This is a genomic window from Achromobacter sp. JUb104, assembly GCF_024806975.1.
GTDB lineage: Bacteria > Pseudomonadota > Gammaproteobacteria > Burkholderiales > Burkholderiaceae_B > Achromobacter > Achromobacter spanius.
The window spans coordinates 1,433,281-1,458,565 of the sequence record NZ_JANUEY010000001.1 but is presented as its reverse complement, the minus strand read 5'-3'; the positions used below and the strand labels follow the sequence as shown (position 1 = coordinate 1,458,565).

Annotated in this window: 24 protein-coding genes; 9 read left to right on the top strand and 15 right to left on the bottom strand. The window is 63.6% G+C overall.

The genetic code is table 11. The features are described 5' to 3' along the window. Positions 1-67: 67 nt before the first annotated feature. Positions 68-2,278, bottom strand: a complete 2,211-nt coding sequence (locus M2361_RS06660; protein WP_259247248.1) for a rhodanese-like domain-containing protein — start codon at positions 2,276-2,278, stop codon at positions 68-70. Positions 2,279-2,473: 195 nt separating this feature from the next. Here M2361_RS06660 and M2361_RS06655 point away from each other — a divergent pair, with 195 nt between their 5' ends. The 6 genes from M2361_RS06655 (at position 2,474) to M2361_RS06630 (ending at position 8,649) form a co-directional block, all read left to right on the top strand. After that, positions 2,474-2,620: a hypothetical protein gene (locus tag M2361_RS06655; protein ID WP_259247242.1), complete on the top strand. Its 147-nt coding sequence runs from the start codon at positions 2,474-2,476 to the stop codon at positions 2,618-2,620. Between the two features lie 94 nt (positions 2,621-2,714). Further along, positions 2,715-4,262: a hypothetical protein gene (locus M2361_RS06650; RefSeq protein ID WP_259247240.1), complete on the top strand. Its 1,548-nt coding sequence runs from the start codon at positions 2,715-2,717 to the stop codon at positions 4,260-4,262. Then, positions 4,259-5,500, top strand: coding sequence for a T6SS immunity protein Tli4 family protein (locus M2361_RS06645; RefSeq protein WP_259247238.1), 1,242 nt, complete (start codon positions 4,259-4,261; stop codon positions 5,498-5,500). The genes M2361_RS06650 and M2361_RS06645 overlap by 4 nt, the downstream gene beginning before the upstream one ends. Positions 5,501-5,649: 149 nt before the next feature. After that, entirely contained in the window at positions 5,650-6,546 is an 897-nt protein-coding gene (locus M2361_RS06640; protein ID WP_259247236.1) for a type VI secretion system Vgr family protein, read from the top strand. A gap of 28 nt (positions 6,547-6,574) precedes the next feature. Beyond that, the gene (locus M2361_RS06635; RefSeq protein ID WP_404976284.1) at positions 6,575-7,003 is read left to right on the top strand and encodes a VRR-NUC domain-containing protein; all 429 of its coding nucleotides are present in this window, start codon (positions 6,575-6,577) and stop codon (positions 7,001-7,003) included. Next, entirely contained in the window at positions 7,000-8,649 is a 1,650-nt protein-coding gene (locus M2361_RS06630; protein ID WP_259247228.1) for a type VI immunity family protein, read from the top strand. The genes M2361_RS06635 and M2361_RS06630 overlap by 4 nt, the downstream gene beginning before the upstream one ends. Here the strand turns inward: M2361_RS06630 and M2361_RS06625 are convergent. The 13 genes from M2361_RS06625 to M2361_RS06565 all read right to left on the bottom strand — a co-directional run bounded on the left by M2361_RS06625 (position 8,582) and on the right by M2361_RS06565 (position 20,738). Continuing rightward, on the bottom strand, positions 8,582-9,511 hold the full coding sequence (locus tag M2361_RS06625) for a CysB family HTH-type transcriptional regulator (RefSeq protein WP_259247226.1): 930 nt from the start codon (positions 9,509-9,511) through the stop codon (positions 8,582-8,584). The two genes, M2361_RS06630 and M2361_RS06625, sit on opposite strands and share 68 nt — an antisense overlap. 9 nt (positions 9,512-9,520) lie before the next feature. Further along, entirely contained in the window at positions 9,521-9,871 is a 351-nt protein-coding gene (locus M2361_RS06620) for a VOC family protein (protein ID WP_259247223.1), read from the bottom strand. A gap of 122 nt (positions 9,872-9,993) precedes the next feature. Next, positions 9,994-11,208, bottom strand: coding sequence for a cystathionine beta-lyase (gene metC / locus M2361_RS06615; RefSeq protein WP_259247221.1), 1,215 nt, complete (start codon positions 11,206-11,208; stop codon positions 9,994-9,996). Further along, positions 11,205-12,041, bottom strand: a complete 837-nt coding sequence (locus tag M2361_RS06610; RefSeq protein ID WP_259247219.1) for an amino acid ABC transporter ATP-binding protein — start codon at positions 12,039-12,041, stop codon at positions 11,205-11,207. The genes metC and M2361_RS06610 overlap by 4 nt, the downstream gene beginning before the upstream one ends. Beyond that, on the bottom strand, positions 12,028-12,846 hold the full coding sequence (locus M2361_RS06605) for an amino acid ABC transporter permease (protein WP_259247218.1): 819 nt from the start codon (positions 12,844-12,846) through the stop codon (positions 12,028-12,030). Before M2361_RS06605 ends, M2361_RS06610 begins: the two co-directional genes overlap by 14 nt. Beyond that, positions 12,836-13,573: an amino acid ABC transporter permease gene (locus M2361_RS06600; protein WP_259247216.1), complete on the bottom strand. Its 738-nt coding sequence runs from the start codon at positions 13,571-13,573 to the stop codon at positions 12,836-12,838. The genes M2361_RS06605 and M2361_RS06600 overlap by 11 nt, the downstream gene beginning before the upstream one ends. Then, on the bottom strand, positions 13,570-14,820 hold the full coding sequence (locus M2361_RS06595) for an aminotransferase class I/II-fold pyridoxal phosphate-dependent enzyme (RefSeq protein ID WP_259247213.1): 1,251 nt from the start codon (positions 14,818-14,820) through the stop codon (positions 13,570-13,572). The genes M2361_RS06600 and M2361_RS06595 overlap by 4 nt, the downstream gene beginning before the upstream one ends. Then, positions 14,817-15,692, bottom strand: coding sequence for a transporter substrate-binding domain-containing protein (locus M2361_RS06590; RefSeq protein WP_259247206.1), 876 nt, complete (start codon positions 15,690-15,692; stop codon positions 14,817-14,819). The genes M2361_RS06595 and M2361_RS06590 overlap by 4 nt, the downstream gene beginning before the upstream one ends. Positions 15,693-15,722: 30 nt before the next feature. Next, complete coding sequence (locus M2361_RS06585; protein ID WP_259247204.1) at positions 15,723-16,559, bottom strand: transporter substrate-binding domain-containing protein; 837 nt, start codon at positions 16,557-16,559, stop codon at positions 15,723-15,725. A gap of 105 nt (positions 16,560-16,664) precedes the next feature. Continuing rightward, positions 16,665-17,687 carry a tripartite tricarboxylate transporter substrate binding protein gene (locus tag M2361_RS06580; RefSeq protein ID WP_259247203.1) on the bottom strand — a complete coding sequence of 341 codons (1,023 nt, stop codon included), beginning with the start codon at positions 17,685-17,687 and terminating at the stop codon, positions 16,665-16,667. A 156-nt stretch (positions 17,688-17,843) separates the two neighbouring features. Beyond that, positions 17,844-18,521, bottom strand: a complete 678-nt coding sequence (locus M2361_RS06575) for a hypothetical protein (protein ID WP_259247201.1) — start codon at positions 18,519-18,521, stop codon at positions 17,844-17,846. 34 nt (positions 18,522-18,555) lie between these two features. Next, positions 18,556-19,434 carry a hypothetical protein gene (locus M2361_RS06570; RefSeq protein ID WP_259247200.1) on the bottom strand — a complete coding sequence of 293 codons (879 nt, stop codon included), beginning with the start codon at positions 19,432-19,434 and terminating at the stop codon, positions 18,556-18,558. Between the two features lie 119 nt (positions 19,435-19,553). Beyond that, on the bottom strand, positions 19,554-20,738 hold the full coding sequence (locus M2361_RS06565) for an alpha-hydroxy acid oxidase (protein ID WP_259247197.1): 1,185 nt from the start codon (positions 20,736-20,738) through the stop codon (positions 19,554-19,556). A gap of 152 nt (positions 20,739-20,890) precedes the next feature. Between M2361_RS06565 and M2361_RS06560 the strand changes: the two genes are divergently transcribed. The 3 genes from M2361_RS06560 (at position 20,891) to M2361_RS06550 (ending at position 24,042) form a co-directional block, all read left to right on the top strand. Continuing rightward, complete coding sequence (locus tag M2361_RS06560) at positions 20,891-21,790, top strand: LysR family transcriptional regulator (protein WP_259247196.1); 900 nt, start codon at positions 20,891-20,893, stop codon at positions 21,788-21,790. A gap of 121 nt (positions 21,791-21,911) precedes the next feature. Then, positions 21,912-22,964 carry a hydroxyacid dehydrogenase gene (locus tag M2361_RS06555; RefSeq protein ID WP_259247195.1) on the top strand — a complete coding sequence of 351 codons (1,053 nt, stop codon included), beginning with the start codon at positions 21,912-21,914 and terminating at the stop codon, positions 22,962-22,964. 76 nt (positions 22,965-23,040) lie between these two features. Beyond that, complete coding sequence (locus M2361_RS06550) at positions 23,041-24,042, top strand: tripartite tricarboxylate transporter substrate binding protein (protein WP_259247193.1); 1,002 nt, start codon at positions 23,041-23,043, stop codon at positions 24,040-24,042. 78 nt (positions 24,043-24,120) lie between these two features. On the opposite strand, the gene M2361_RS06545 is transcribed toward M2361_RS06550, so the two are convergent. After that, positions 24,121-24,954: a DUF4189 domain-containing protein gene (locus M2361_RS06545; protein ID WP_259247192.1), complete on the bottom strand. Its 834-nt coding sequence runs from the start codon at positions 24,952-24,954 to the stop codon at positions 24,121-24,123. Positions 24,955-25,285: the final 331 nt, after the last annotated feature.

Sequence of the window (25,285 nt, the reverse complement as noted above, 5' to 3'; positions counted from 1 at the left end):
CTGGACTGGGCACGCCCCGCTGCCTCCCTCGCGCGCGTTAGCCGGGCGTACCTCGTACCTCGCGCCGTTATTGCGGCGCCGGGATCAGGCGAATTTGCTCGCCACCGTCGCGCTTCAGTTGCGCAACCAACCCCAGTTCCCAGTCCAGGTATTCCCGAAATCCTTCATCACGCGCCGCCAAGTCATCAAACAGATAGGGGCTGATGCTTTGATCGTCGTCGCTGGTCAATACGCCTGACGCGCCGGTATCCAGATCCAGGCCAGCTTCTTTCCACGCCCGCGTTCCGCCCAACAGAACCTGCACCCGCCGAACGCCGCGCCAGGCCAGTTCAGCGGCCACAACACCGGCCAGCACCCCGTCGGAAGACGTCAGCACCACGCTGCGGCCCTCGTCGGACGGCAGGAATTCCGTCAGCCGGTCAGGCGCCGCGAAGCGTGCGTGCGGCACATGTCCACGCTCATAGGCCACGCGCGACTCCACGTCGAACACGACGGCCTGGCCCGCGTCCAGCGCCGCGCGCAGTGCCAAGGGCCGCATGCGGGCGACGTCCGGCCGATGGCGCAACACGCGACGCGGCTCGGGACCGCTTTGCAAAGGCGCGAAGGCTGCGGGCCGATACAGATAGACCTCCACGGCCCCCAACTGCGCCAGCCAGGCCCCAGTGGTCAGCGCGCGCACGCCATCCCAATCCGCCAACACCACGCGGGCACGCCGGGTCGCCAGATACTCGTCCGTGGCCTGCACCAACTGGCCGCCCGGCGCCCAGCGCCACCCTTCCAGGTGGCCGCTTTCATATTCCTCGCGGGTGCGTACATCAAATTTGTACAGCGTGCGCGTGCCCTGCTCCGCCTCGAATGCCTGCAAGGTCGCCGCGTCCACATAGCCGATACCGGCGCGCTGCGCCACATCACGCGCCTGTTGCCGCGCCACGCTCAAAGTCGCATCGCCCGGTTCGGGCAACGCCGCCTTGCGGCCGTAGGCCAGTTCGCGTCCGGACAGCAGCCATTGCATGGTCCCGTTACGCAGCGACGCCACCCGGTTGGGAATCCCTGCGTCGATCAAGGTCTGCGCGCCCACGATGCTGCGCGTACGGCCCGCGCAATTGACCACCACGAACGTGTTCGGGTCCGGCGCCAGCTCGCGAATGCGATAGACGAGTTCAGCGCCCGGCAGGCTATGCGAGAACGGCAGCGTGAAGTGGTGGAACTCTTCGGGCGTGCGGCTATCCACCACCACAATGTCGTCACCGCGCGCAACGCGCTCATGCAACTCGTCCACGTCGATCCACGGCGTGTGCTTTTCGTGTTCGATGACTTCACCAAACGCCTTGCTGGGCACGTTGGTTCCCGAAAACACCTCCAAGCCCGCGCGCACCCATCCGTCGGTTCCACCTTCCAGGACCATCACATCGGTCCAACCCAGCCGGGTCAGCTTCGCAGCCGCCTGGTGCGCCAACGACTCATCGTCGTCCACCAGCACAATGCGCGTGTCGCGGCGCGGCACCAGGCGATCGGCCAACAGCTCAAGCCGCCATAGCGGCGCGGGCACGGCAGCCAGCAAATGGCGACGGGCATAGCGGCCCGCCTCGCGCACGTCCAGCACGGCAATCTCGTCATCGCCGCGCAGCGCGTCCTGCAAGGCGCTGGCCGACACGCGCGCATGGTAGATGGCGGCCGGCGGCGAAAACCTGCGATAGGTGCCGCCCGCGGTGCTTTCGAACACCACGCGGCCATGCAGTCGATCCAGCGCCAAGCCATAAAAGTGCAGATGCGCGCCCGCTTCGTCACCCACCAATTCAATGGTGTGCACGTCATCGGGCCCCAGCACGATGGACGCGCCCGGCCCCACATCCACGCGGCGCACGTGCGTCAGCGTGTCGCGCAAGGGGTCTTCGGTAGCCGCGCGGGAATACACCTCGTTGCGTTCGGTGCCGTGAACCCCGGCGATGATCGCCCAGGTGGTGTGATCATGCGGCGGCTGCGCCTTGCCGGGTCCGCCCAGCGATAAATACAACGCATAGCCGCCGTCGATATCTTCGGCCAAGCGGTACAGCGAAGCAGGACGCTCCGGCACCAGGGCGAACGCCTCGGCGGGAAACAGATCGCGGCGCAGGCCCAGCGCCTCGAGCAACGCCGCCACCTGAGCCAGCGCTTGCGGCGTGGCGTGCGCCGCGTCGGGCACCCATTTTCGAACCTGGGCGATAAAGCCGCGCACGGCCTCGGCGCGTTCGCTGTGCTTGGCGACGGCCTGCGGGGCCGATTGGATAGAGAGACTCATGGAATGACCTGGGCTTTCAGAGAGAAGAAGGCTCAGGCTACGTGGAGGCTTCATGCCGGACAACGTAGAAATGCGTCTATGGATATGCGGGCAGTGGTGGCGGCTACCCCGCAAAATCAGAGGAGTTCTATAGACGCGCGCGCGATCCATTGCGCAATATCGTCGGTCAACCTGCGTTATCCAGGAGGACCGAACGTGTTGTCTCACAAGCAAGACCACCGCTTCGCCTTCACCAAAGCCGACACCGGCTATCGTCGCACGCGCTACCGGCTGGTCGTCGTAGAACCCTCCCTGGCCCGGGCCGCGCTGTGTTCCGACTGGCGCATCTACCAGCACCTTTGAGCACCTGCCGCGCGAATACTGCGAGGAATTTCGGACCATGCAAAAAAGACATACGCATGGATGGCGTTTATATCGAATGGAAAGGCGATAAGAAATGACTGACATCAAATCTGAGAAAGACCCGCCGACCGAGCGTGTGGCACCGTTTCACTACGACGCCCGAGGTCAACAGTGCTTCACCTGGACGCTGACTGATTGCAAGATCACCGACCCAGTTCAACTACGTATCGGGCCAGATCTGATCCTGCCGGTGATATTTATTCCTGGGGTGATGGGGAGTAACTTGAGGTCGGTTTCAGAACCGGGCGGTGACCAGCCAGAATCTGTCTGGCGGCTTGATAACGGCTTCGCCGGAATTCCGACGCACTTGCTGAGCCAATGGATGAATCAAAGCGCGGGAATCCGGCAAACCGTTTTGCACACTGACCGCGTAGAAGTCGATGACCAGGGCGCGGTCCCCGACGTTCCGCTAGGAATGGTGCAAGAGAACGGACAACTACTACCCGCCGCCCGCAAAGCCGCCCTTGGGGAGCGCTATCGGGAACGCGGTTGGGGAGAGGTTGGGCAGACTAGCTACGAACGCTTTCTGCGGTGGTTGGAGCATGTCCTGAACTCCCCAACGGTTCCTCGCCACGAAAACTATGCGCTTGAATTGGAGGACAGGCATTGGGAGGATCCGAAAGCAACGTATCGGCGCCTTAAGCCGGGCGTGGATGTCTTTATCATGGAGGCCGCAATCTGCGGAATCATCCACGGCGTCATGCCGACCAACGGCGCCCCTGTGGCCTACAGGCGTTGCAAAGTTGGCATGCGAGATGAGGACTACGGAACCTCGCTTGTGATCGGCGGCAGCGGGCAGGAAGTAACGGCGGTTTTCGCCCAATCGCCCGGTGCATTGCAATTGCTGCCGACGCGGCGCTATTCACCGGGATGGCTGAAGCTATTACGCGAAGAACAATCGCGCACCACTCCCGCTATGCCTGCAGTTCCATCCCCTTCGCAATGCCCGTATGAAACGATCTATCTAGAAAGACACAGGTGGTGGGGTCTGGTCAAGGAAGAGTGGCTGGCGCCGAAAGGCGGGACGGCCATCGAATGGACCCATTACACGCGTGCCATTGGATTTGCCAAAGAGTTCCACGAAGAGTTGGGCACTTACTACCACCCAAATACCTACGTCTTCTACGGATCGGATACCAAATTCGCGAGCTTCGAATCGATCCGATGGACGATACGCCCGGGGCTGCGCCCAGCACGCGTCACACAGCCACCTATCCCGATCGAAGCCCTTCATGAAGCCCGAAACTCGGACATTCAGCACAATGGCCGCACGCCGCTTTATGCAAGAGGACAAAGCCGTTTTGCTTCTCCCTCGCTACGGTATGTCGACGCCACTTCCCCCCCGGAAAAGCTGCAATACAGCGATTGGGAGCTGCACTGCGAAATGCAGGACGGCATTGGGGACGGCACGGTCCCCATCAGTTCAGGTCGCGCGCCGATTGACCAGGCCAAGCGCGGCCAAGTGAAAGAACAAATTGAAATGCTGGGGTTCGAACATGAAGGTCCATTCCGCAATGAAATGGTCAAGCAGATCACGTTGCAGTGGATCCTGAAACTAGCGGCCCAGGCGAGGAAGTCATGATGAAGACGCGCGTTGTTACCGCCGCAATTGCGCTTGCTGCCCTCGTAGGCGGCAGCATCCTGCTCCTACAGCACAAGGACATCCCAGTGACTAACACAACCACAGACATCCGCACCTGGGCATTCGGCCGACACTTGATTGATTTGCCCTCGGACTGGTTTTACAGCACCGGCAGCTACGTCACGTTGTATTACGGATTGGATACCGATTTCACGACCGTCGAAGTCAAGGTGTTAGGGATGGATGTCTCTCCTGGCCGTTACGCGGACGCAGTAAACGACAGATCGTCCCAAATTCAACACGTCGATCATGATTCAGGTGGGTCAATGATGGTGGCCAAAATCAAGTTGAGCGAAACGAAAACGTTGCTCCGTTTTTTTCATAGTCCCGAACTAAGGAATTACCACACCCATGAAATCCACCTTCTCGTGGACGACGTCTATGTCCTGATCAAGGCTGATTCATTCGAGAACGTCATCGCCCCAGTCGAAGCCCGCATCCAAGCCTTGGCCAAGACCATCTCTAAGATCACCGACCCGCAGAGCGCCGGACCAGGCTTTGGGCTCGGTCCCGTCATCATCCGCGAGCATCACGACCAGGAAATCGGCATGCTGAGGTTTCGGGCGCCGGCCTCGAACATCGTGCTTGATGCACGCATCAACGCCATCCAGCCACAGGAATATCTCAACATGAAGGAGCAGGAGAAGCGATTTTTGGCGGGGGCTCGCTACAACGTCTTACGCTCGGGCACGCCAACGTTCGCCGGCATGGCCGGTGAGCAAAGCGGTATCAGCTACCGCAACGTGGACCACCATGCCTTCCTGTTCGTTGCGCAGAGTTATCGCGACGACCCAGGCTTTACTCGGCCCGGCATCAATCTACGCCTGCGAGGGGGTGGCGTCATGATGAAGGCCTTCGATCCCGCCAATCCGCTCGACCTTGTCCGTTGGTCCCTTCCCCGCTTCGTACCCGACAAGCACGCCATTCCCCTCTGGAAACGTCCACCTGCGCCACCCCGCGTTGACGCGGCCTTGTCCGACAGGGAAGCCGGCAAGATCTGGGACGCCATCTTGTCTTCCGTGCGCCTGCGTTACCGTGCCGTCGCACCCAAGCTACCCTCGGCGTTTGATCAGGTCGGCAACCCCGAAAAAGCTGCTGCCGACAAGAAGGCGCTGGACGATTTTCTCAGCACCGATGAAAACGGAATGCCCTGGACGCCGCCGGACTCCGGAATTTGAAAGGTGCCATGGTTCGCGCCTTGGCAACATCCATGCCCTTGGGTGTTCCCCTGGCCGGCACAGTTTCATAGTCGTCCTATAGACGGCGCCATTTGTCGATGTGCAAGATGTTTGGATCCACCTTGCACACCGCCAGAAGGAGTACTGCCGTGCCTCGTCTGTCCGACTTGCGCTTCACCTTCATCCCCGCCAGTGGCGTGGAATTTGATGTCATTGAATTCACGCTGGACGAAGCGCTGTCCGAGACCTATCGGCTGTGCCTCGAACTGTCCAGCGTCGACCCCGCCATTGATTTCGGTACGCTGCTGGACCAGCCCGCGCTCTTTACCATCTGGCGCGGGGACCAGGCGATGCGCCATGTACACGGCATCGTCACCGAGTTCGTGCAGTCCGACACGGGCTTTCGACGCACGCGCTATCGGCTGGTCGTAGAACCCTCCCTGGCCCGCGCCGCGCTGTGTTCCGATTGGCGCATCTACCAACACCTGTCCGTGCCCGAGATCCTGGCCGACGTCATCAAGCGCCAAGGCATCACTGACTACGAGCAGGTCACTACTTTTGAGCACCTGCCGCGCGAATACTGCGTGCAAACCGGCGACACCGACTTGGCGTTTCTGGACAGGCTAGCGGCCGAAGAAGGCTACTTCTACCGCTACGCGCATTCGGAACACGGACACCGCCTGATCCACGGCGACCGCATCTACATCCACGGCGAAACCGAAGGCGGGCCCGTGGTCTACAACCCCATGCCGGGTGGAGATCAGGCAGAACCCGCGCTGCATCGCTTTGCCTACGCCGAGCGCATCCGCACCTCCGTGCAGACCCAGCGCGACTACACCTATGCCCATCCGCGCCATCAAAAGCTCGACCTTCGTACGCACCGGCGGCAACAGCACGGTATCGCGTGGGCGCAAAGAGAACGTGACGTACCAGCACTACATCGAACGCAAAATTCCATTTCGCCCCGTCATCAGTACGGTGTGCCAATGGGCGCTGAAGTCGCCGCTGAAAGTTCCCAGGCGCATCCGCAAGAAGATCCCCGGTGAAGTCATCGAAACGACGATCGATATCGCGTTGAAGCAGACCACCGCGTCCTTGGTGTTTGAAGTGGTGGATGACTTGTTGGCATGGCAGAGCCCGTTGAAGGCAGAGCCGAACTACGACGGCACCTCCTACATGCCGATGCTGGGAGATCCCTCCACAAGACCGAAGCGCATCAGCGAGTTCTTCCCTTTTTGGCCTCGGCCTAAAGGGAGCCTTGCACCTGATCTGGTCATTGTGGAGTATCGGCAGCAGCCATTTGCGGTCGAAAACGTTTTTGCGGCCGTCGAAATCAAGTTTCCCAAGGATTGGGTGAAACGGGATCAACTCGATGACTACGTCATATTGATGGGCCGGGATAACAGAAAAGTAGCTCTCCTCCGAGTACCGGAAGACTGCACTGGATTTAAATCTTCCACGGACAAACGTGGCCAAGGTGGAACACCAAGGAAATCAAAATGAGCACGATCGAGCGCTTGTTGGACGAGGAAGACGTTGCCGGCATGGTGGAAGACCTGAAGCGATGGCCCAACACAGCCGTCGAACTCAACGCGTTCGAACTTGCCGTTACCCCATATCTGACCTTCTATTTCACGTACGACCCCAAGCACCTGCTTCGGACGACACTGGACATGGTCGAAATCCACAAGGCCTTTGAAGCGCTTCTTGGCCACCCCTATACCGTCTCAACACACCCCGTTTCCGAGCGTCCCCATCCCTATGGTTCCAAGAGACTAGGAGACATTCGCGAGTGGGCGCACAAAATTCGCCCCGACAAATCGTTCACAGTCGGCTTTACGGACGAAAAGAACTCGCAAAGCAGTCCCACCCATGCCGCCTACCTTTGGAGAAAACGGGATAGAGCAGCGAACGACGATTTCTCGTCTATTCAGTTCTATTACCGTTGGCAATGGTGGCTGGACAATAAGGATGCGTGGCGAAAATTCGTTCTGGACACCATCGGCCGTCTAAAGCCCGCGCAGGTATACAGCGGCTTTGCCTGGGGCACGCCGTTGGCGTTCGGCATGCAGTCCGAAATCGCGGTTTGGCACCGAGCACTAGCCCCGCATTTCTATGGTCTGGACACCGATGACACTTTCAGCATGACGTTCACGCCCGAGCTGCCCTCCGGCATCCGCCCTCCCACCTGGGGCTTTTTCCTGTCCGACATTTGGCGCGAGAAGCTCGCTATCACCCGCGAAGACGTCGTTGCCCACCTTGCCGACCCACGCATCCGCATCGACACCCTTAGCTGCGGACTATGGATCGAGCTTGGCCCGCAACCCGAACTCTATCCCGTAGAAGACGGTGTTCCCGAGCTTCCCGCGCTGCTCAACCGCCTGCTTCGCCGCATTCGCCATCCGCAATTGGACCTGGTCGGTTCTGGCGAATGGGATGGCGACCCAAGTGAACGCTTTGACCGCCGTGATACGCAGCGTTGGCTGGCCAGGTTCGACGACGACAGTGATTGGCCCACGCCAGCGATTCGAGGCCGCACGCCCGGCGGCGCACCCACAGAACCCACGCCCACCCATGTTGTCGTAGGCGAGAAAATTCCTTCAGCCGGCTGGTGGTACACGTTGGCCAAAACCGGCTCGCGTCGTCACTTCAACGCTGGCGAGCTCGCCCCGCCCATTTCACAAGCCCCGTCGCGTGGCCGCGTCATCTGGCAGCGCGACATTGATCAAAGCCCCCCCGAACCGGAACCTGCCCGCCGCGCCGAGACGGGCCAGCTTGCGCCGCGCGCGGGGCAGTGGCGAGGCGACGACAAGGGCGAAGTGTTGTGCGTAGTCACCAAGCATGAAGCGCTGCCGGCGTACAAGGGTGAAGCGATCATTTGGCATTGGATGCACGTGCGCCAACCCAGGCGTCGGCGCACGTGCTCGCTCGGGACAACCCTGCCCGTACCCAGGCTCCTGGACTTGCGAAGAAGTCCCCACGGGTCCGCGGACCTTCGCCTACCAAGTACCCATGCCCCAGGTGAATGGCCAGGACGTGACCTGGATGTTGGTCACGTACTTGCGTTAGGCCAGCCGTCGATCAGCCCACGCCCTTCAGTTCCGTCTCCACCACGTCGCGCGTCAATGTCGGTACGAACATCTCTATGAAATGAAACGCGTAGCCGCGCAACCACGCACCACGGCGGATGGCCAGCCGGGTCAGGTTGATCTCGAACAGGTGGCGCGCATCAATGGCGCTCAGGCGCGTGTCGCGCTCGGGGTCCCAGGCCACGGCGGCGACGATACCCACGCCTAGTTCAAGCTCGACGTAGGTCTTGATGACGTCGGCATCCATGGCGGTCATGACGATGTCCGGCGTGATGCCGGCCCGGGCGAACGCCTCATCGATATGCGCGCGGCCCGTGTAGCCCCTGCCGTAGGTGATGATGGGATACCGCGACAATTTCGACAGGCTCACGCCTTCGTGCATGCCCTCCAGCGGATGCCCGCGCGGCACGATGATGCTGTGACTCCAGCGGTAGCAAGGCAGGTTCACCAAGCCCGGATAGTCCGCCACGGCTTCGGTCGCCACGCCGATGTCGGCCTCGCCCTCCAACAGCATTTCGGATACCTGCTTGGGCGAGCCTTGGTGCAGATGCAGCACCACGTCCGGATAGCGCTGGCGGAACTCCTTGATGACGGGCGGCAAGGCGTAGCGCGCCTGGGAATGCGTGGCCGCGATCGACAGCACACCCTGTCGGCTGTCAGCGTACTCGGCGCCCGCATGCCGGATGTTGTCGGCGCATTGCAGTATCTGTTCCACCAGCGGCAGAATCAGTTCACCCGGCGGTGTCAGGCCGATCAGGCGCTTGCCCGAGCGTACGAAGATGTCCACGCCCACCTCTTCCTCCAGCTCGCGGATCTGGCGGCTGACACCGGGTTGCGACGTGTGCAGGCTTTCTGAGACGTCCGTCAGGTTGAAATCCTGTCGCACGGCTTCGCGCACGGAGCGCAGTTGTTGGAAATTCATCGAGCGCCTTCAGCCCAGAAAGGCCAGTTGGTTGCCGGACGGATCCTTGACGTACATGACGCGCGGCGACGCATCGGGCAAGGAACAGACCGGATAGTGCCCGGCATGACGCAGGCGCGTCAGAATCTCGTCGTAGGCGGGTGTCTTGATGGCCAGGTAATCGGGTTTGACACCCCGGTTGACTTCATCCACGGGCGATAGCGACAAGGTCGCTTCCCCCAAGGCAAACAGCAGGCGCTGGTCATCGGCGCCGGGCACTTCGTCCAGGCCGATGACGCGATGATAGAAGTCACGCACCGCGTCGACCTGGCGCGACAAAAAGGAAAGCTGCACCGAGTCGATCGAAAGCAATAAAGTCATGTCCTGCCACCCGCCGTGGAACAGGGCAAATTCTAGTGCCGATGACTCACTACAAACAAAGAGGTTGTAATTGCTTCTACATAGCCAGAAACCCTAAAGCGCGCGGCTTATTTGCATATGCTTCAGGCGCTGCGGCGCAAGGCATCGCGCGTGGCGGCGAAGGCGTGTTCAAGGTCGTCGATCAGGTCTTGCGGGTGCTCAAGGCCTATATGCAAACGCACCACCGATTGCTGGCCAGGACCTTGCCGCCAGATGCTATGTTCCGCCAGGCGTTCAGGCGCAGCCTCAAGCGCCAGGCTTTCGTAGCCGCCCCAGGATGCGCCGATTGAAAAGTAGCGCAGCGCGTCAATGAACCGCGATGCCGCCGTCGGGTCCGGATTGTCGAACGCAAAAGACACCAAGCCGCTTGCGCCACTGAAATCGCGCCGCCACAGCGCATGGCCGGGGTCTAGCTCCAGCGCGGGATGGAAGACGCGCGCCACATCCGCGTGCCGTGCAAGGTACCGCGCCACGGCAAGCGCGTTTTCTTGATGGCGCGCCAGGCGCACGTCCAGCGTGCGCAGGCCGCGCAGCGTCAGATAGGCGTCGTCCGCGCCTACCGACAAGCCTAGCGCGTCATAGGTCTGGCCGATCTTCTGCGCAAGCGCCGCGCTGTCCACCGTTACCACGCCCATCATCACATCCGAATGGCCCGCCAGGTACTTGGTTGCGGCCTGGATCGAGATGTTCGCGCCCAGCGCCAAGGGTTGGTAGTACAGGCCGCCGCTCCAGGTGTTGTCGGCGGCTACCAATACACCGTGGCGGCGCGCCGTTGCCGCAAGCGCGGGAAGATCCAGCACTTCGAACAGCAAGGAACTGGGTGACTCCAGGTACAGCAGGCGCGTGTTCGGCCGGATCAGGCGCTCCAGCGCATCCCGCGCCGGCGAGAAGTATTCCACCTCGATGCCATAGCGCCGCAGCAAGGACTTGTCGACCTTGCGTACCGGGGAATACACGCTGTCGGCCACCAGCGCGTGATCGCCCGGCCCTAGCGTGGCCAACAGCACCAGCGTGATCGCCGCCAGGCCCGACGGCGCCAACACGGTTCGATAGCCGCCTTCCAGCGACGTGACGGCGGCCTCCAGCGCCTGGTGCGTGTCCAGGCCATGCCGGCCATACGTGGCGACACGGTCGCCCGAGGCGCGCAAGGTGTTCAGGGCGGCCTGCGTGGCGGTGTCGGCAAAGCGCACGGTACTGGTGCGCACGACCGGCACGTTCACCGGCCCGGCGCCGTTATTCAATTCGGGCGACCCGGCGTGCACCAAGCGGGTCTGCACATGCGTGTGGTCGAGGCTCATGCGTACACCTCCTGGCCGGCGAACGGCGCCGCAACGGGCTCCGGCGCGGCTGCGCGCGCCGATCGGCGTACGAGTGATGCGCCGGAGGATCGTTGCAGAAACGCGCGGGTGCGCGGGCTGTGTGGCGCGTCGAAGATGCGCGACGGCGGGCCGGCCTCGACGATGCGGCCGGCCTCGGTGAAGTACACCGTATCGCTCACTTCCTCGGCAAAGCGCATTTCATGCGTGACCAACATGCACGTCAGGCCGTCCTGCACCAGGTCGCGGATCACCGTCAGCACTTCCCCCACCATCTCGGGGTCCAGCGCGGACGTCACTTCGTCGAACAGGATCAGTTCCGGCTGCAAGGCCAAGGCGCGCGCAATCGCCACGCGCTGCTGCTGGCCGCCCGACAGTTCGCCGGGATAGGCGCGTTCCTTGTGCTCCATCCTGACCTTGGCCAACAGCTCGCGCGCGCGCGCCTCGGCCTGCGCGCGCGGCTGCCCGCCCACCTTTACCGGTGAGATCACCAGGTTCTCCAGCACGGTCAAGTGCGGGAACAGGTTGTACTGCTGGAACACAAAGCCCACACGCTTTCTTAGCGCGATGAAGTCGGACTCCGTCTTCAAGCCGTCCACGCGCACACCGCCCACCTCGATGACGCCGCGCTGCGGACGCAGCAGCCCGGTAATGCATCGCAAAATGGTTGACTTGCCCGACCCGGACGGGCCGATGATCGACACCGCCTGCCCCTGCCGGACTTCCACGTCGATGCCCTTGAGCACCTCGGTGTCGCCAAACGCCAGATGCACATCGCGCAGGCTGACCAGGGGATTGATTTCATGTGTTGTCATAGCGTCGTTCCAGATACCGCGTCCAACGCGCGATGGGATAGCAATAGGCGAAGAAAAGCGCCAATAGCGTGAAATAGACAAGGATGGTGAAGTCGCTGCTGGCGACGGTGTTGCTGGCCACGGTGGCGGTGTCGACAAGATCGTGCACGCCAACCAGCGAGGCCAATGAGGTGCTCATCGTGATGCTGGCCGTCAGGTTCATCCAGGACGGCAACATCCGCCGAACGCATTGCGGCAACACGATCATGCGAAATATCTGCGTGCGCCTGAAGGCCAGCGATTGCGCCGCTTCCCACTGGGCGCTGGGTATCGACTGGATCGCGCCACGGAAGATCTCGGCCACATTGGCGCTGGCGGGCAGCCCAAGCCCGATCACCACCTTGATCCAATCCGGAAACGGCACGTACCAGCCCGCCACGTTGACTTCAAACGGGAACACGTAGGTCGTGAAGTACACCAGCACCAGAATCGGTGCGTTGCGAAACAACAGCACATAGGCACGCGCCACGCGGCGCAGCAAGGCCGAGGGCGACAGCGCCACCGCGCCCACCACCAGCCCTACCACCGTGCCCAACGCCATCGCCAGCACGCTGATCTGGATGTTCATGCCCAGCCCGCGCAGCAAGGCCGGAGCCCAGTGCCACAAGGCCAGGACGGCGGCCGGCGTCGTGCCCGTGGCGGCCCACGCCACGCCCAAGGCCACCAGCGCCAGCAGCAGCACAAACCACGGATCGCGCAGCAAGGCAGGCAGCACGCCGCCGGAGGGCCGGGCCGCAGTTCCATTCAAGGCAAGATCATTGGCCATAACCGGGCATCCTCAAACGGTCTTCCAGCCAGCGTCCCGCCACGCTGACCAGCCAGGTCAGCAAGCCGAAGTACAGCAGGATCAACAGCAGCAATTCCAATACGTTGTCCCGGTGCGACCAGATCATGATGGATTCATACGTCACGTCGCCCACCGCGATGGCCGAAGCGATGGCGGTCATCTTCACCAGGTCCACCAGGTTGTTGACCAGCGCGGGCAAGGCAAAGCGCACGGCCAGCGGCAACTGCACCTGCGTCAGGATCTGAACCCGTGAGAACGCCAACGAACGCGCCGCTTCCATCGTCACCGACGGCACGGCCTCGATACCGGCGCGCAACGCCTCCGCGTGAAACACGCCCTTGTGCAGCGCCACCACGATGACCACCCAGGCGAACGGTGTGATGGGATTGCCGCCACCCAGTTTTTGCGTGATCAGCATGTTCAGCACCAGGAACGCGCAGTACAACTGCACCAGAGTGGGCGTGTTGCGGGTGACTTCAACAAAGGCTTGCAATGGCCGGGCCAGCCACGGGCGGTTGCTGGTCAGCGCGGCCGCGATCAGCACGCCGAACAGCAGGCTGACCGGGATGGTCCATGCGCACAGTTGCAGCGTCACCAGCAGGCCATGGCCAAACGCCGACAACTCGGCCGGATCCTGCACGAAGCTGTAGTTCAGGCCCAAGGGGCGGAAGGCATCCACCCAGGCCTGCAATAACGTAGCAGTCATGCGGCGGCCTCCCAGGCAGGCGCCAACTCCAATGCCGCGACCGCCCTGCCGATGCGGTCGACGGCCTGGTCGATGTGCGCGTCGGATGCGGCAAACGACAGTCGCAGATACGGCGACAGGCCATATGCGGCGCCGCGCACCACCGCCACGCCTTCCGACTCCAGCAACCAGTCCACCACGTCGCCGTCATGCGCGATGCGCCGGCCATCCGGGCGCACCGCCCCGATCAAGCCCGCCACGCCAATCCACGCAAAGAACGCCCCTTGCGGCGCATACGCCTGCAAGCCGGGGACGGCACGCAATCCGTCCACCACGCGCCGCGCGCGCCGTGCATACGCCAGCCTGGCGGTCTGGACGAAGTCGTCCGCCACGCCCTCCAACGCCGCCAGCGCCGCCGCTTGCCCCAAGGAGCTTGGCCCAGATGACACCTGGGATTGCACTGCCTCCAGCGCCTGAATCAACGGCTGCGGCCCGATGCCCCAACCGATGCGCCACCCTGTCATGGCATAGGTCTTGGACACGCCGTTGACCACCAGCGTGCGCACCGCAAGCTCGGGCGCCACGCGCAGCAGCGGCGTGGGTGGCTGGTTGAACCAGATCTCTTCGTACATCTCGTCCCACAGCACCAGCACGTGCGGCGCGTCACGCAGCACCGCCGCCAGCGCCTGCAATTCGTCGACGGAATAGACCGCACCCGAGGGGTTGCCCGGCGAGTTCAGGATCAGCCACTTGGTGCGCGGCGTGATCGCCTGACGCAAGGTCGATGCCGTCAGCTTGAAGCCGTCTTCCGCCCGAGTCTGCACGACGACGGGCTGGCCACCGTTGATACGCACCGCGTCGGGAAACGTGGGCCAGTACGGCGCGGGCACGATCACCTCGTCGCCCTCATCCAGCGTGGCGTTGAGCGCCAGGTAGATGACCTGTTTGCCGCCATTGGAAATGATGACGTTGGACGCATCCGTGGCAAGGCCGCTGCGCGACCCGAAGCCGCGCGCCACCGCCTGCCGCAGCGCCGCCGTGCCGGCCGTGGGCGTGTACTTGGTGTGGCCCCGTTCCAGCGCGGCCAGGGCCGCGTCCTTGATGGCCGCCGGCGTGTCGAAGTCAGGCTCGCCCGAGGTCAGCACCAGGATGGAACGGCCCTCGGCCGCCAAGCGCGCCGCACGCGCGCCGGCAGCGGCAATGGGCGACAACTCGGCGCCACGGGCGCGGCGCGACAGCACGTCGGGAAACAGATTCAACGCTGTCATGGCCGGCTCCCGGCTTCGGGCGGTGCGCTATCGAACTTGCCGGCCCGCGCCTGGGCGGTGACCTGCTTCAAGTAATCGGCCGGCACGCCATGGCGTTCGGCTTCTTGCACCAGCAGGCCCGTCGTCAGCCAGTCGCGGATGACGCCGTCGACAAACGCGCGTGTGTCGGCTTCGTTGCGGCGCGTCCAGATCACCGTGGGCGACGGAATCAACTGATCTGGCGTGGCCAGCTCGAAGTCGCTCCATTGCGCGCCGTTTGGTCCATGCAGCGTTTCATACAGCGCGGGCTGAATGTGCACCGACGCATCGCAACTGCCGCCCTTGAGCGCCAGCAATGACTCGGGAATATTGCGCAAGCCCTTGACCACCGCGCCGTAGGTGTCCTGCAAGGGCTTGGCGAAGTTGCTGCCTTGCGACACGCATGCCACCTTGCCCTTCAGGTCTTCCCACCGCTTGATGCCGCTGCTTTTCGACACCATGGCCGCGCCGCCCACCAGGTTGTAGGGAGTGGGCGCGTAGCTGAGGATCTGGCTGCGCTCCTGGGTCCACTGAATATTGGCAATCAACAGATCCACCTTGCCGGCCTGCAAGAACTGCACGCGCGTGGCAGCGGTGACCGGCACGGTCTCAAGGCTGACGCCCAAGCGCTTGGCGATGTCCGCGCCCAGCTCCGTCTGAAAGCCGCCGACCTTGCCGGTGGCCGGGTCCAGCACACCAAACGGCGGACTGGCGCCGTCCACGCCGACGATGATCCTGCCGCGCTGCTTGATTTTCTCCAGGGTCGCGTCCGCATGCGCGACGCCCGTGGCCGCCAAGGCCGCCACCACCGCCCAGGCCAGCGCCGCGCCCGTCTTCTTGCTGAATTGCTTCATCTTGTCCATCCGATCCGGGTTGGGGCGCGCTTAGCTGCCCTGCTTGTACTTGGCGTGCAGTTCCTGCAACAGCGGCTGCGCGGGCTCAATGCCCAGCCGCTTTTCGGTGGCAATCAGCCAGCCCGAGCGGTGCCAGTCCTGCACGATCTTGTCGACGGCGGCGATGGTGTCGGTCTCGCCCTTGCGGGTCCAGACGACGGAGTTCGCGGGCAACACGTCGGTGGCGATAGGCGCGTGGTAATCGGCCCATTCCGGGTTGTTGCGCAGCAAGGGGTGGATCAAGGTGGAATCGTGCACGGCCGCCACGCATTGCCCGCCACGCAGCGCCAACAGCGAGTCCGACGAACTCTTGAAACCCTTGACCACGGCGCCGTAGTCGGACGACAGTGGCTTGGCGTAGCTGCTGCCTTGCGACACGCACACCGTCTTGCCGCGCAGGTCTTCCCACTTGTTGATGCCGCTGCCCTTCAAGGTGGCGGCCGCGCCACCCACGCGGAAGAACGGCGTGGGCGCATAGCCCAGGATGTCGGCGCGTTCCTGATTCAGTTCCATGGACGCGATCAACAGGTCCACCTTGCCCGAAATCAAAAACTGCGTGCGCGTCGCGGTTTGCACTTGCACCAGTTCCGCCTTCACGCCCAGGCCCTTGGCCACTTCACGTGCCAGCTCGGGGTTCCAGCCCACCAGTTGCTGCGTGGCGGGGTCCAACGATCCGAACACACCGCCATTGGCCAGCACGCCAATGGTCACCGTGCCCCGCTGCCGGATCTTGTCCAGCGTGGCGTCGGCGTGGGCCGCGCCGGCCGCCAAAGCCAGCGCCAGTGTGAATGCCATGCGGGCCGCGCCCGTTGTCTTGCTGATTGCCATGTTGTTGTCTTGTCGATTGAAGTGAACGAAGGTCCATGCTGCGGGCGCCACGCCGGCAAGACAAAGAAGACTTTCAGATATCAATATGCGACGGGCGGCGGCGCCCTACTTCAGCTTCACGTCGGCCGATGCAATCACGCGGCGATAGGTCGCGATGTCATCGCGCACCGTCTGGTCCACCGCTTCGGGCGAGGTCGCCGCAATGGTGAAGCCCAGGTTCTCCAGCAACGCCGCCGTCTCGGGCTCGCGCAGCACGGCCACCACGTCATGGTTGATGCGGTCCACGATGGCGCGCGGCGTCGAGGCCGGTACAGACAGACCCTGCCAGCTTTCCACCACGTAATCGGACAAGCCCGCCTCTTGCAGGGTAGGCACGTCGGGCAGCGCCTTGGAGCGGTACGGTGTGGTAACCGCCAGCGCCACCAGCTTGCCGTTGCGCACGTTTTCCGTGGCCGCCGCCAAGGTGATCAACATGGCATCCACGTGGCCCCCCAGCACATCCAGCATGGCGGGTCCACCGCCGGGATAGGGAATCTGATTGGTTTTGGCGCCGATGCGTTCGTTCAAAAGCTCGACTGCCAGATGCTGCAAGCTGCCCGTGCCACCCGGCAGCGCCAGCGACACCTCGCCCGGCTTCTGTTTCACCAGCGCCACGAACTCGGCAAAGGTCTTCACGCCCAGGCCGGGGCGCACGACAAGCAATTGCGGGTTCACCACGGCCTTGGTTACCCCTTGCAGGTCCTTCACCGGGTCGTAGGGCAACTTGCCGGGCAGCAACGCGTTCAACGACAGCGCATCGCCGCCCAGCAGCAAGGTATAGCCATCGCCACGCGCATGCGCGACCGCCGCGTTACCGATGCTGCTGCTGGCGCCGGGCTGGTTTTCGACCACCACGCTTTGGTGCCATTTTTCGCTGAGCTTCTGCGCGATGGTGCGCGCCAGCTTGTCGCCGCTGCCGCCTGCCGCCATCGGCACCACGATCTTGACGGGCCGGTTCGGATAGCGGTTGGCGTCTTCGCCCGGCATCGGCGCCGACCCCGCAAAGTTGCTGAATAAGCCCGCGCCCACGATGACGCCGGCCAGCAGGCCCAGGCCCGCGCGCCAGGCTGATTTGCGTTGAATGCTCATGTACCGCCCCTGTGTGATTGAAAAAATCAGGATAGGGGCGGCGTAGGCGCGCAACAAATACCGATACGCAATGTGAAAATAGCCGTGCCGCGCGCGCGGGCGCTCACGGATGTCGATGCAGAAAATTACGGGCGGCGTGCGCTACGCCGCGTTCAGCTACTTGGCCAGCATCGACTCAACATCCGCGCCAAACGCGCAATATCCCGGGTAACCCGGTCGCGCATCGCAGGCCATCAGGCAGCCGGGCTTGCCGTTCGCGAAGCTCGCCGACACCGACATGCCGAAGCCGTAGGTGGGTGTCGTGACGTCGAACGCGCTTTCGCACACGGCCTTCGCGCTGTAGGCAAACGTCATGCCCTCGCGCCGGCCATTGATGGCGAACGACACCTGGAAGCTGTTGTAGCTGTTCCAACCTGCGCGCGGCAGCACCACAAAACGGTAATGCCGGGCATCGCGGCGCTCACCAAATATTTTCAGTTTCGCCGAGGTGGTGCGGGTGGTGGGCGATGGGTACGGCAGCGCGAGCAAGGCGCGCGGGTCGCCCAACACGCCCAGGTCCATGCCCAGGCCTTTTTGATAGAACGGCACGTCCAGGCTGGGGTAGCCGGAATACTCCACGCGCCGGGGCGGCCCGTTGTAGGTGTTGGTTTCGGGTTCGAAGTCGGGTGCGCGCGCGAACGCAACGTCCAGCGTCAGGACCACGTCCGTCGGTTTGGCGTCTTCGGTGCGGACATGTTCTTCAAAGATCTCGACACTGCCCGCGCATCCCGCCAGCAGCGCCAGCAAGCCAAGCGTCGTCAAGCGCCGGATCGACGGCATCAATGAATTCGACATCAACGAATTCGGCATCAACAAAGTCGACCTCACCTTACCGCTCCTGCGCCGTGGCAACCGGCAACGCCGCCGACTTCAGACCATAACCATTGAACTGCCATCCGCCCTTGCCTTCTTGCCACTGAAAATTCTTGTTGATCCATTCTGCCTTCAAGTTGCGGTACAGACGGCGCTGGTCGATCCGCTTGCCGGCGTCCAGCGCCTTTCTGGCGGCCTGCGAGCTTTCATCCCATAAGCTGCTGAAAGCCTTGGTTTGCATGGCTTTGGTGAACGGCACGGTGGCATAGGGGCCATCGTCCAAGCGGCCAAGTCGGATCTCGTTGTCCAGCAAGAGCGCGCCGTGTCGGTTGTCCGGCGACACGGATACCAACTGGGGAATGGAATGCAGTTTTTCCTTCGGGCGCTGATGTTCAAACCACAGCACCTGGCCCGTCGATGTCACCAGCGCCCGCGAGCCCGCCGTGAACAGCAGCAGGTCCTTGCGGCCGGGTTGTGCCACGCCCATGTCGGGGTCGTGCATGTCGACGGTAGGGCTCAATACGCGTGCAAGCGGCGTGCCGTTTTGCACCGCGATCAGTATTGTGCCGACACCCATGAAGTCGTTCGACACTGCCATCAGCATCGGCTGGCCGCCTTGTGTAGGCCCCAGCGCCCGCACGTGGATGAACTCCACGGCATTCAAGGGCCGATAGGGCTTGCCGCGAAACAGGATGGCTCGCAGGTGGGAACGCGGATAGCCTTGCAGCGCGAAGTCGCCGCCGATGGGCTCGACGGTCTTCGCGTAGGAATTTTCAGACGCGGCGGGCTGCGCGCGGGCGATGGCGGGTATCGAAACGAGCAGTGCCAGCGCAAGGCATAGGCAAGATCGCTTGCTTGGGCTGGAAAAAAAAGTGGCGCTTGAGGGATGCGGCAAGGCGGTTCGCGATTGGTGCTTCGTGAAAAGCGGTGCCGGCATTCTAGGGCATGTCTGACCTTGCCTTGCCTGGCCTTGCCTTGCCTGGCCTTGCCTGGCCTTGCCTTGCCTGGCCTGGCCTAGCCGTGCTGCGTGCCATCCCCCACCGACGGCACGCGCACCAAGGTGTCCGCGTTGACTTGCGTCACGTCCACCACGCCCAGCAGACCCATATTGCGCCTGACTTCTTCCACGATCAGGCTGATGGCATGCGCCACGCCGCGCTGCCCGGCCACCGTCGCCGCGTAGTTGAACGGGCGGCCCACGAACACGCAGCGCGCGCCCAGCGCCATGGCCTTGAGCACGTCGGACCCGCGCCGCACGCCGCTGTCCAGCATCACGTCCATGGCACCGGCCGCGTCGACCACTGCCGGCAGCGCTTGCAAGGGCGACAGGCTGCCGTCCAGTTGCCGCCCGCCGTGGTTCGACACGATGACGCCGTCCATGCCCTGCGCGCGCGCGGTGCGCGCATCGTCGGGATGCAGAATGCCCTTGATCACCATCTGCCCTTGCCAGCGGCGGCGGATGGCGGCCACGTGCCGCCAGTTCAGATGACCGCGGTCGGAAAAATCGCGCAGCACGTTGGCCGACAGAATCGGCGCGCCGCGCGTGGCGTAGTTGTTCTCGAAGTGCGGCATGCCATGGCGCCACAGCGTGCGCAGGAACGTGCCGAACAGCCAGCGCGGATGCGTCAGCCCTTGCCAGGCCAGGCCCACGCTGGGCCGCAGCGGCGTTGAAAACCCCGCCCGCACGTTGTTCTCGCGGTTGGCGGCCACAGGCGTGTCCACCGTCAGCACCAAGGTCGTCACGCCGGCTGCCGCCACGCGGTCGATCAAGGCCGCGATCTGCGCGTCGTCGCCCGGCAGGTAGGCCTGAAACCAGGTGCCCGGCGCGGCATGCATTACCTCTTCCAGCCGAATCAACGACGACCCGCTCATGATGCAGGGCACGTTCGCCTCGGCGGCGGCGCGGGCCAGCACGACATCGCCGCGATAGCTGGACAGCGCCGAGATTCCCATGGGCGCCACGCCCACCGGCGCGGCGTACTCCCGACCCAATACCGTGGTGCGCGTGCTGCGTTGCGATACGTCCACCAGCACCTTGGGCCGAAAGCCGTACTGCGCAAAGGCCTGCCGGTTGCCGCGTTCGGATTGCCCGTCTTCCACCGCACCGGACACATAGGCGTAGATGGGCTTGGGCAGGCGTCGTTTCGCCGCGTCTTCAAAGTCATGCAGGCTGAGTATCTGGCGCAGGGGGTCGAACATGGGTGGCTCCTCGCGATCGGTCCGCACAGGCGGCCGCGCTGTTGTCTTGGGCAATGGCGGACGACTATAGGCGCGTGGGCGCTTTGAATAAAGTGACTTTATCGATATTGCTTATTACACTTTTCTTCGCTCTCGATTCTTCCTGCACCGCCATGACGCTAAAGCAACTTGAAGCCTTTTACTGGGCCGCCACCTGCAAGAACTTCGCCATTGCCGCCAACCGGCTGAATATCTCGGTGTCGTCGCTGTCCAAGCGCATCGGCGAACTTGAAGCGTCCATCGGCGCCGACCTGTTCAGCCGCAGCGCGCGCAGCGCCACACTGACGGCGTTGGGCGAACAACTGGTGCCACACGCCAAGGACCTGCTGCGCAACGCCGACCAATTCATGCAGCAGGCCAGCAGCAACCTGACGTTCTCTGGCCGCTGCCGCTTCGGGGCGGGAGAACTCACGTCAATCACGTGGATGCCGCGCCTGATCGAAGAGATTCAGCGCGCGCACCCCAACCTGCTGGTCGAGCCCTATGTGGGCGTGGGCGAATTGGTGGAGCGCGGACTGGAGGAAGGCGACCTGGATTTTGCGGTGATCGCCGGGCCGTCGTCGCGGGCGTCCATCGCCTCACATTTGATCGGCAGCGCGGAGTTTGAATGGGTGGCATCGCGGCGCGCGGTGCCCGACCCCACGGCGCTAACCCCTGCCGACCTGCCCGGCCTGACCTTGATTACCCAACCCCAAAGCTCCGGCGTGATCCGCATGCTGGACGACTGGCTGACCGAACAGGGCATCTCGCCGGGGCGCATGCAGTGCTGCAATAGCTGGGGCGCCATTGCGGGCATGTTGCGCCAAGGCCTGGGGCTGGGCTTCCTGCCTACCGCTTGGGCACGCATCCTGATCCAGCGCGGCGACCTGCATCCGCTGCCCGGCCTGCCGCCCTTGCGGCCCCTGCCCTACACCTTTCAATGGCGTCGCGACGACACGCGGCCCATGCTGGTCAGCCTGCGCGCGCTGGCGCAAGACACGCTGGAATTCGACGCGCCGGCAAGCATGGTCTAGCGCGGGCACTGTTTCCAAAAAGTCGCCCTTGAATAAGAAAATTATTCGCTTTATCTCCTATTTCAGCCCGAGTAGAGTCGCTTCAAACAAAGATTGAAGACCTATACGGAGACTGGGCGACATGCCGGATCTTGCTACTGCTTCGCAAAATTTCCCTAAACGCCTGTGCCGCCTGGACCTGTGGCTGAACCCCGTGTTCGACCAGATCATCGGCGCGCAACCCGACATTGCCTTGTCGGTGCTGCCTGCGCATGGCGACGACGCCCGCACGCTGGCGGGCCTGAAGACGGCCCACGCCTACCATGTGTCGGCCGCCAAAGACGAATTGCCGCGCCAGTGGTTCGTGAACGCTGAACTCATTGCGCAGTGCCCGGACCTGATGTGCGTGTCGTCCGGCGGCGCGGGCTATGACACGGTGGACGTGCCCGCCTGCACGGCGGCCGGCATCGCCGTCGTGAACCAGGCGGGCGGCAACGCCGCGTCGGTGGCCGAACACACGTACGCGCTGCTGCTGGCGGTGCAGCGCCGCGTGGTGGAATCGCATCAACGCCTGCGCCACGACACGGGCTTCACGCGCGAAGACCTGATGGGCCACGAGATCCACGGCACCGTCATCGGGCTGGTGGGCATCGGCCAGATCGGTTCGCGCGTGGCCCGCATTGCGCAAGGCTTCGGCATGCGCGTGATTGCGCATGACCCGCTGCTGGACGCCGATACCATCCGCGCTCGCGGCGCGGAACCGGTGTCCTTATCCGACCTGCTGGCGCAAGCCGACGTGGTGTCCTTGCATTGCCCCTTGGACCATTCGACGCGCGGCATGATCGACGCGCGCGCGTTCGCCGCCATGAAGCCGGAAGCCGTTTTCTTGTCGACCGCGCGTGGCGGCATCCATGACGAGGCAGCGCTGTACGACGCCTTGCGCGGCGGCCATCTGCGCGGCGCCGGCCTGGATGTCTGGCAACAGGAACCGCCCCCGCGCGACACGCCGTTGCTGGCCCTGCCCAATGTGGTGGCCACCTTTCATACGGCGGGCGTCACGCACGAAGCCCGTCGCAATGTGGCGCAGTCGTCGGCCCAACAGTTGATGGCCATGCTGCGCGGTGAACGGCCGCCGCAACTGGTCAACCCGGAAGTCTGGCCGGCCACGCAAGCCCGACTGGCGAAATTGCAGTAACACGGTGCCGCCCTTGCGCGGCAACCGAACACACAGTGCGGCATGAAGCCGCCGACCCATCCCCCGAGGAGACAACATGCAACACCCCCCCATCAAGCGCCGCACCCTGCGCGCGCTGGCCGCGTCCATCGCGCTGCTGTCCGGCGCCACGCTGTTCGCCGGTGGCGCGCAAGCGGCCGGCTACCCGGAACACCCCATCAACCTGATCGTGTCGTACGGCCCTGGCGGCGGCACCGATCTTGTGGCGCGCATGATGGCGCCTTTCTTGCAGAAGTACCTGGGTAACGACGCCCGCATCGTGGTGTTGAACCGCCCCGGCGCGGGTGGAGCCATCGGCTTCACGGAACTGGCCCGCGCGCAACCCGACGGCTACACCATCGGCTTCATCAACACGCCCAATCTGTTGACCATTCCGATCGAGCGCAAGTCCGCCTTCACCTGGCAAAGCTATGACCTGCTGGGCAATCTGATTGACGACCCGGGCGCGTTCACCGTGCGCACCGACAACGAATTGAAGACGCTGGCGGACCTGTCTGCCTACGCCAAGAAGAATCCAGGCAAGGCCACCGTGGGCACCACCGGCACCGGCTCCGACGACCATCTGGCCATGTTGCGTTTTGAACGCGCGTCGGGCACCAAGCTCAGCCACATTCCGTACAAGGGCGCGGGCGAAGTGCGCGGCGCCTTGGCCAGCGGCGAAATCACCATAGGCGCCATCAACGTGGGTGAAGCGCTGCAATACCAGAAAGGCGGCACGCCGCTGCGCTTCCTGGGGCAGATGGGCAAAACGCGCTCGGCGGCTCTGCCTGACGTGCCCACCTTCAAGGAACAGGGTTACGACTTTGAATTGGCGTCGCTGCGCGGCTTGGCCGCGCCCAAGGGCTTGCCCGCCGACGTGCGCGCAAAGCTGGTGGATGCCGTGAAGCGCACGGTTGACGACCCCGCCTTCCAAGCCAAGGCGAACGAGATGTTCGCCCCGCTGCGCTATCTGCCGCCCGCCGACTATGCTCGTGAATTGGCCAATGGCGAGGCCGAATTCCAGAAGCTGTGGAAGGAAGCGCCCTGGCTGGACAAGTAATGCGAAAGTAAAGCGCCAGAACCGTACAGGGCCTGGTTGGTCGCGCCTGATTCGTAGCGCGCTACAACTGACGACGGCTTACTTCGGCTTGACGTCTTCGCCGGGGTAACCGTCGATGTAGGCGCGGCCCGAGCAACGCAGCATGGCCACGCAAGCCGGTGCGCCGGTCTTGGTGGTGCACACCGAGCGCGCTTCCTCGCGCGCGGCCACGGGGTCGGGGTTTTGCGCGGTAAAGCGCGTGCCCCGGCCTTCGCTGCCCTTCACCCAGGCCATGCCGACGCAAGTGTCCTTGTAGGTCAGGACCTTGCGGCAGTCCTTGCAGTCTTCCCACTTCAGCAGCGAAGAGATGGCATCGTCTTCCTTGGGATAGCCATCGGAATACAGCAGGCCGCCGTCGGCGTTTTCCGCCAGGGCGCCCCAGTACTCGCGGTCATTCAACTTGGCGGACAAGGCTTCCACCTCGGCCGGCTTGGCGCGCTTGGCCGCCTGCAAATCGGCGGCGCTATAGCCCGGGCCGACGCAGAATGGCAGGGTCATCAAGCGGCACTTGCCATCGGGGCTGCCGGCCGTGCAGCGGCGCATGGCCTTCTTGGCGGCCAGTTCGGGGGCCACGCTGTTGCCCGGAAACAGGTCCTGCCGCGAGTTGCGTGCATAGGCCATGCAACTGTCCGAGAACCAGCCCAGCTTCTTGCATTCCTTGCCGCCCTGGCGGCGACACTCGGCCAGGCTCGCGGCCTCGGCGTCTTTCTGCGATGCCTCGGGCATCACCCAATAGGTCTTGTCGTGATTGCCGTCGGTGGCGATGCCGCCGAATTGCTTGTCGGCATAGGCGGGGCTGGCGGCCAGGCCGGCCAGCAAGGCAATCGCGGCGAAGGCGGCGCGGATCAGGGGGTGAAAGCGAGCAGGCATCATCGTCGGGGTCTGGATGGATGTAGCGGGAAATGGATCGTGCGGGTTGGGACGCGGCCGGGGGACGCTCCCAGGACGCTCCGGGGTCCTTTTGGGAGGTTCGGCCCAGCCGCGCTGCACGACAAGCGGGGACGATCTTAGCAAAGAGCCCCCCTGCTCCGTCCCCTGCATTTATGCCCGCCCGGGCATATTGAGTAACAAATTTCACATGCCGTGATAAGAATGCCGGCCCCGTTTTCCGGTAAAAATGTCGGACTTTTCTTAAGCGCATCGCCAGCCGGGACGCGCGTTGCGTGGCGAAAGCCGTGCACCCCCTGGCAGCCCTGCCTGTCAC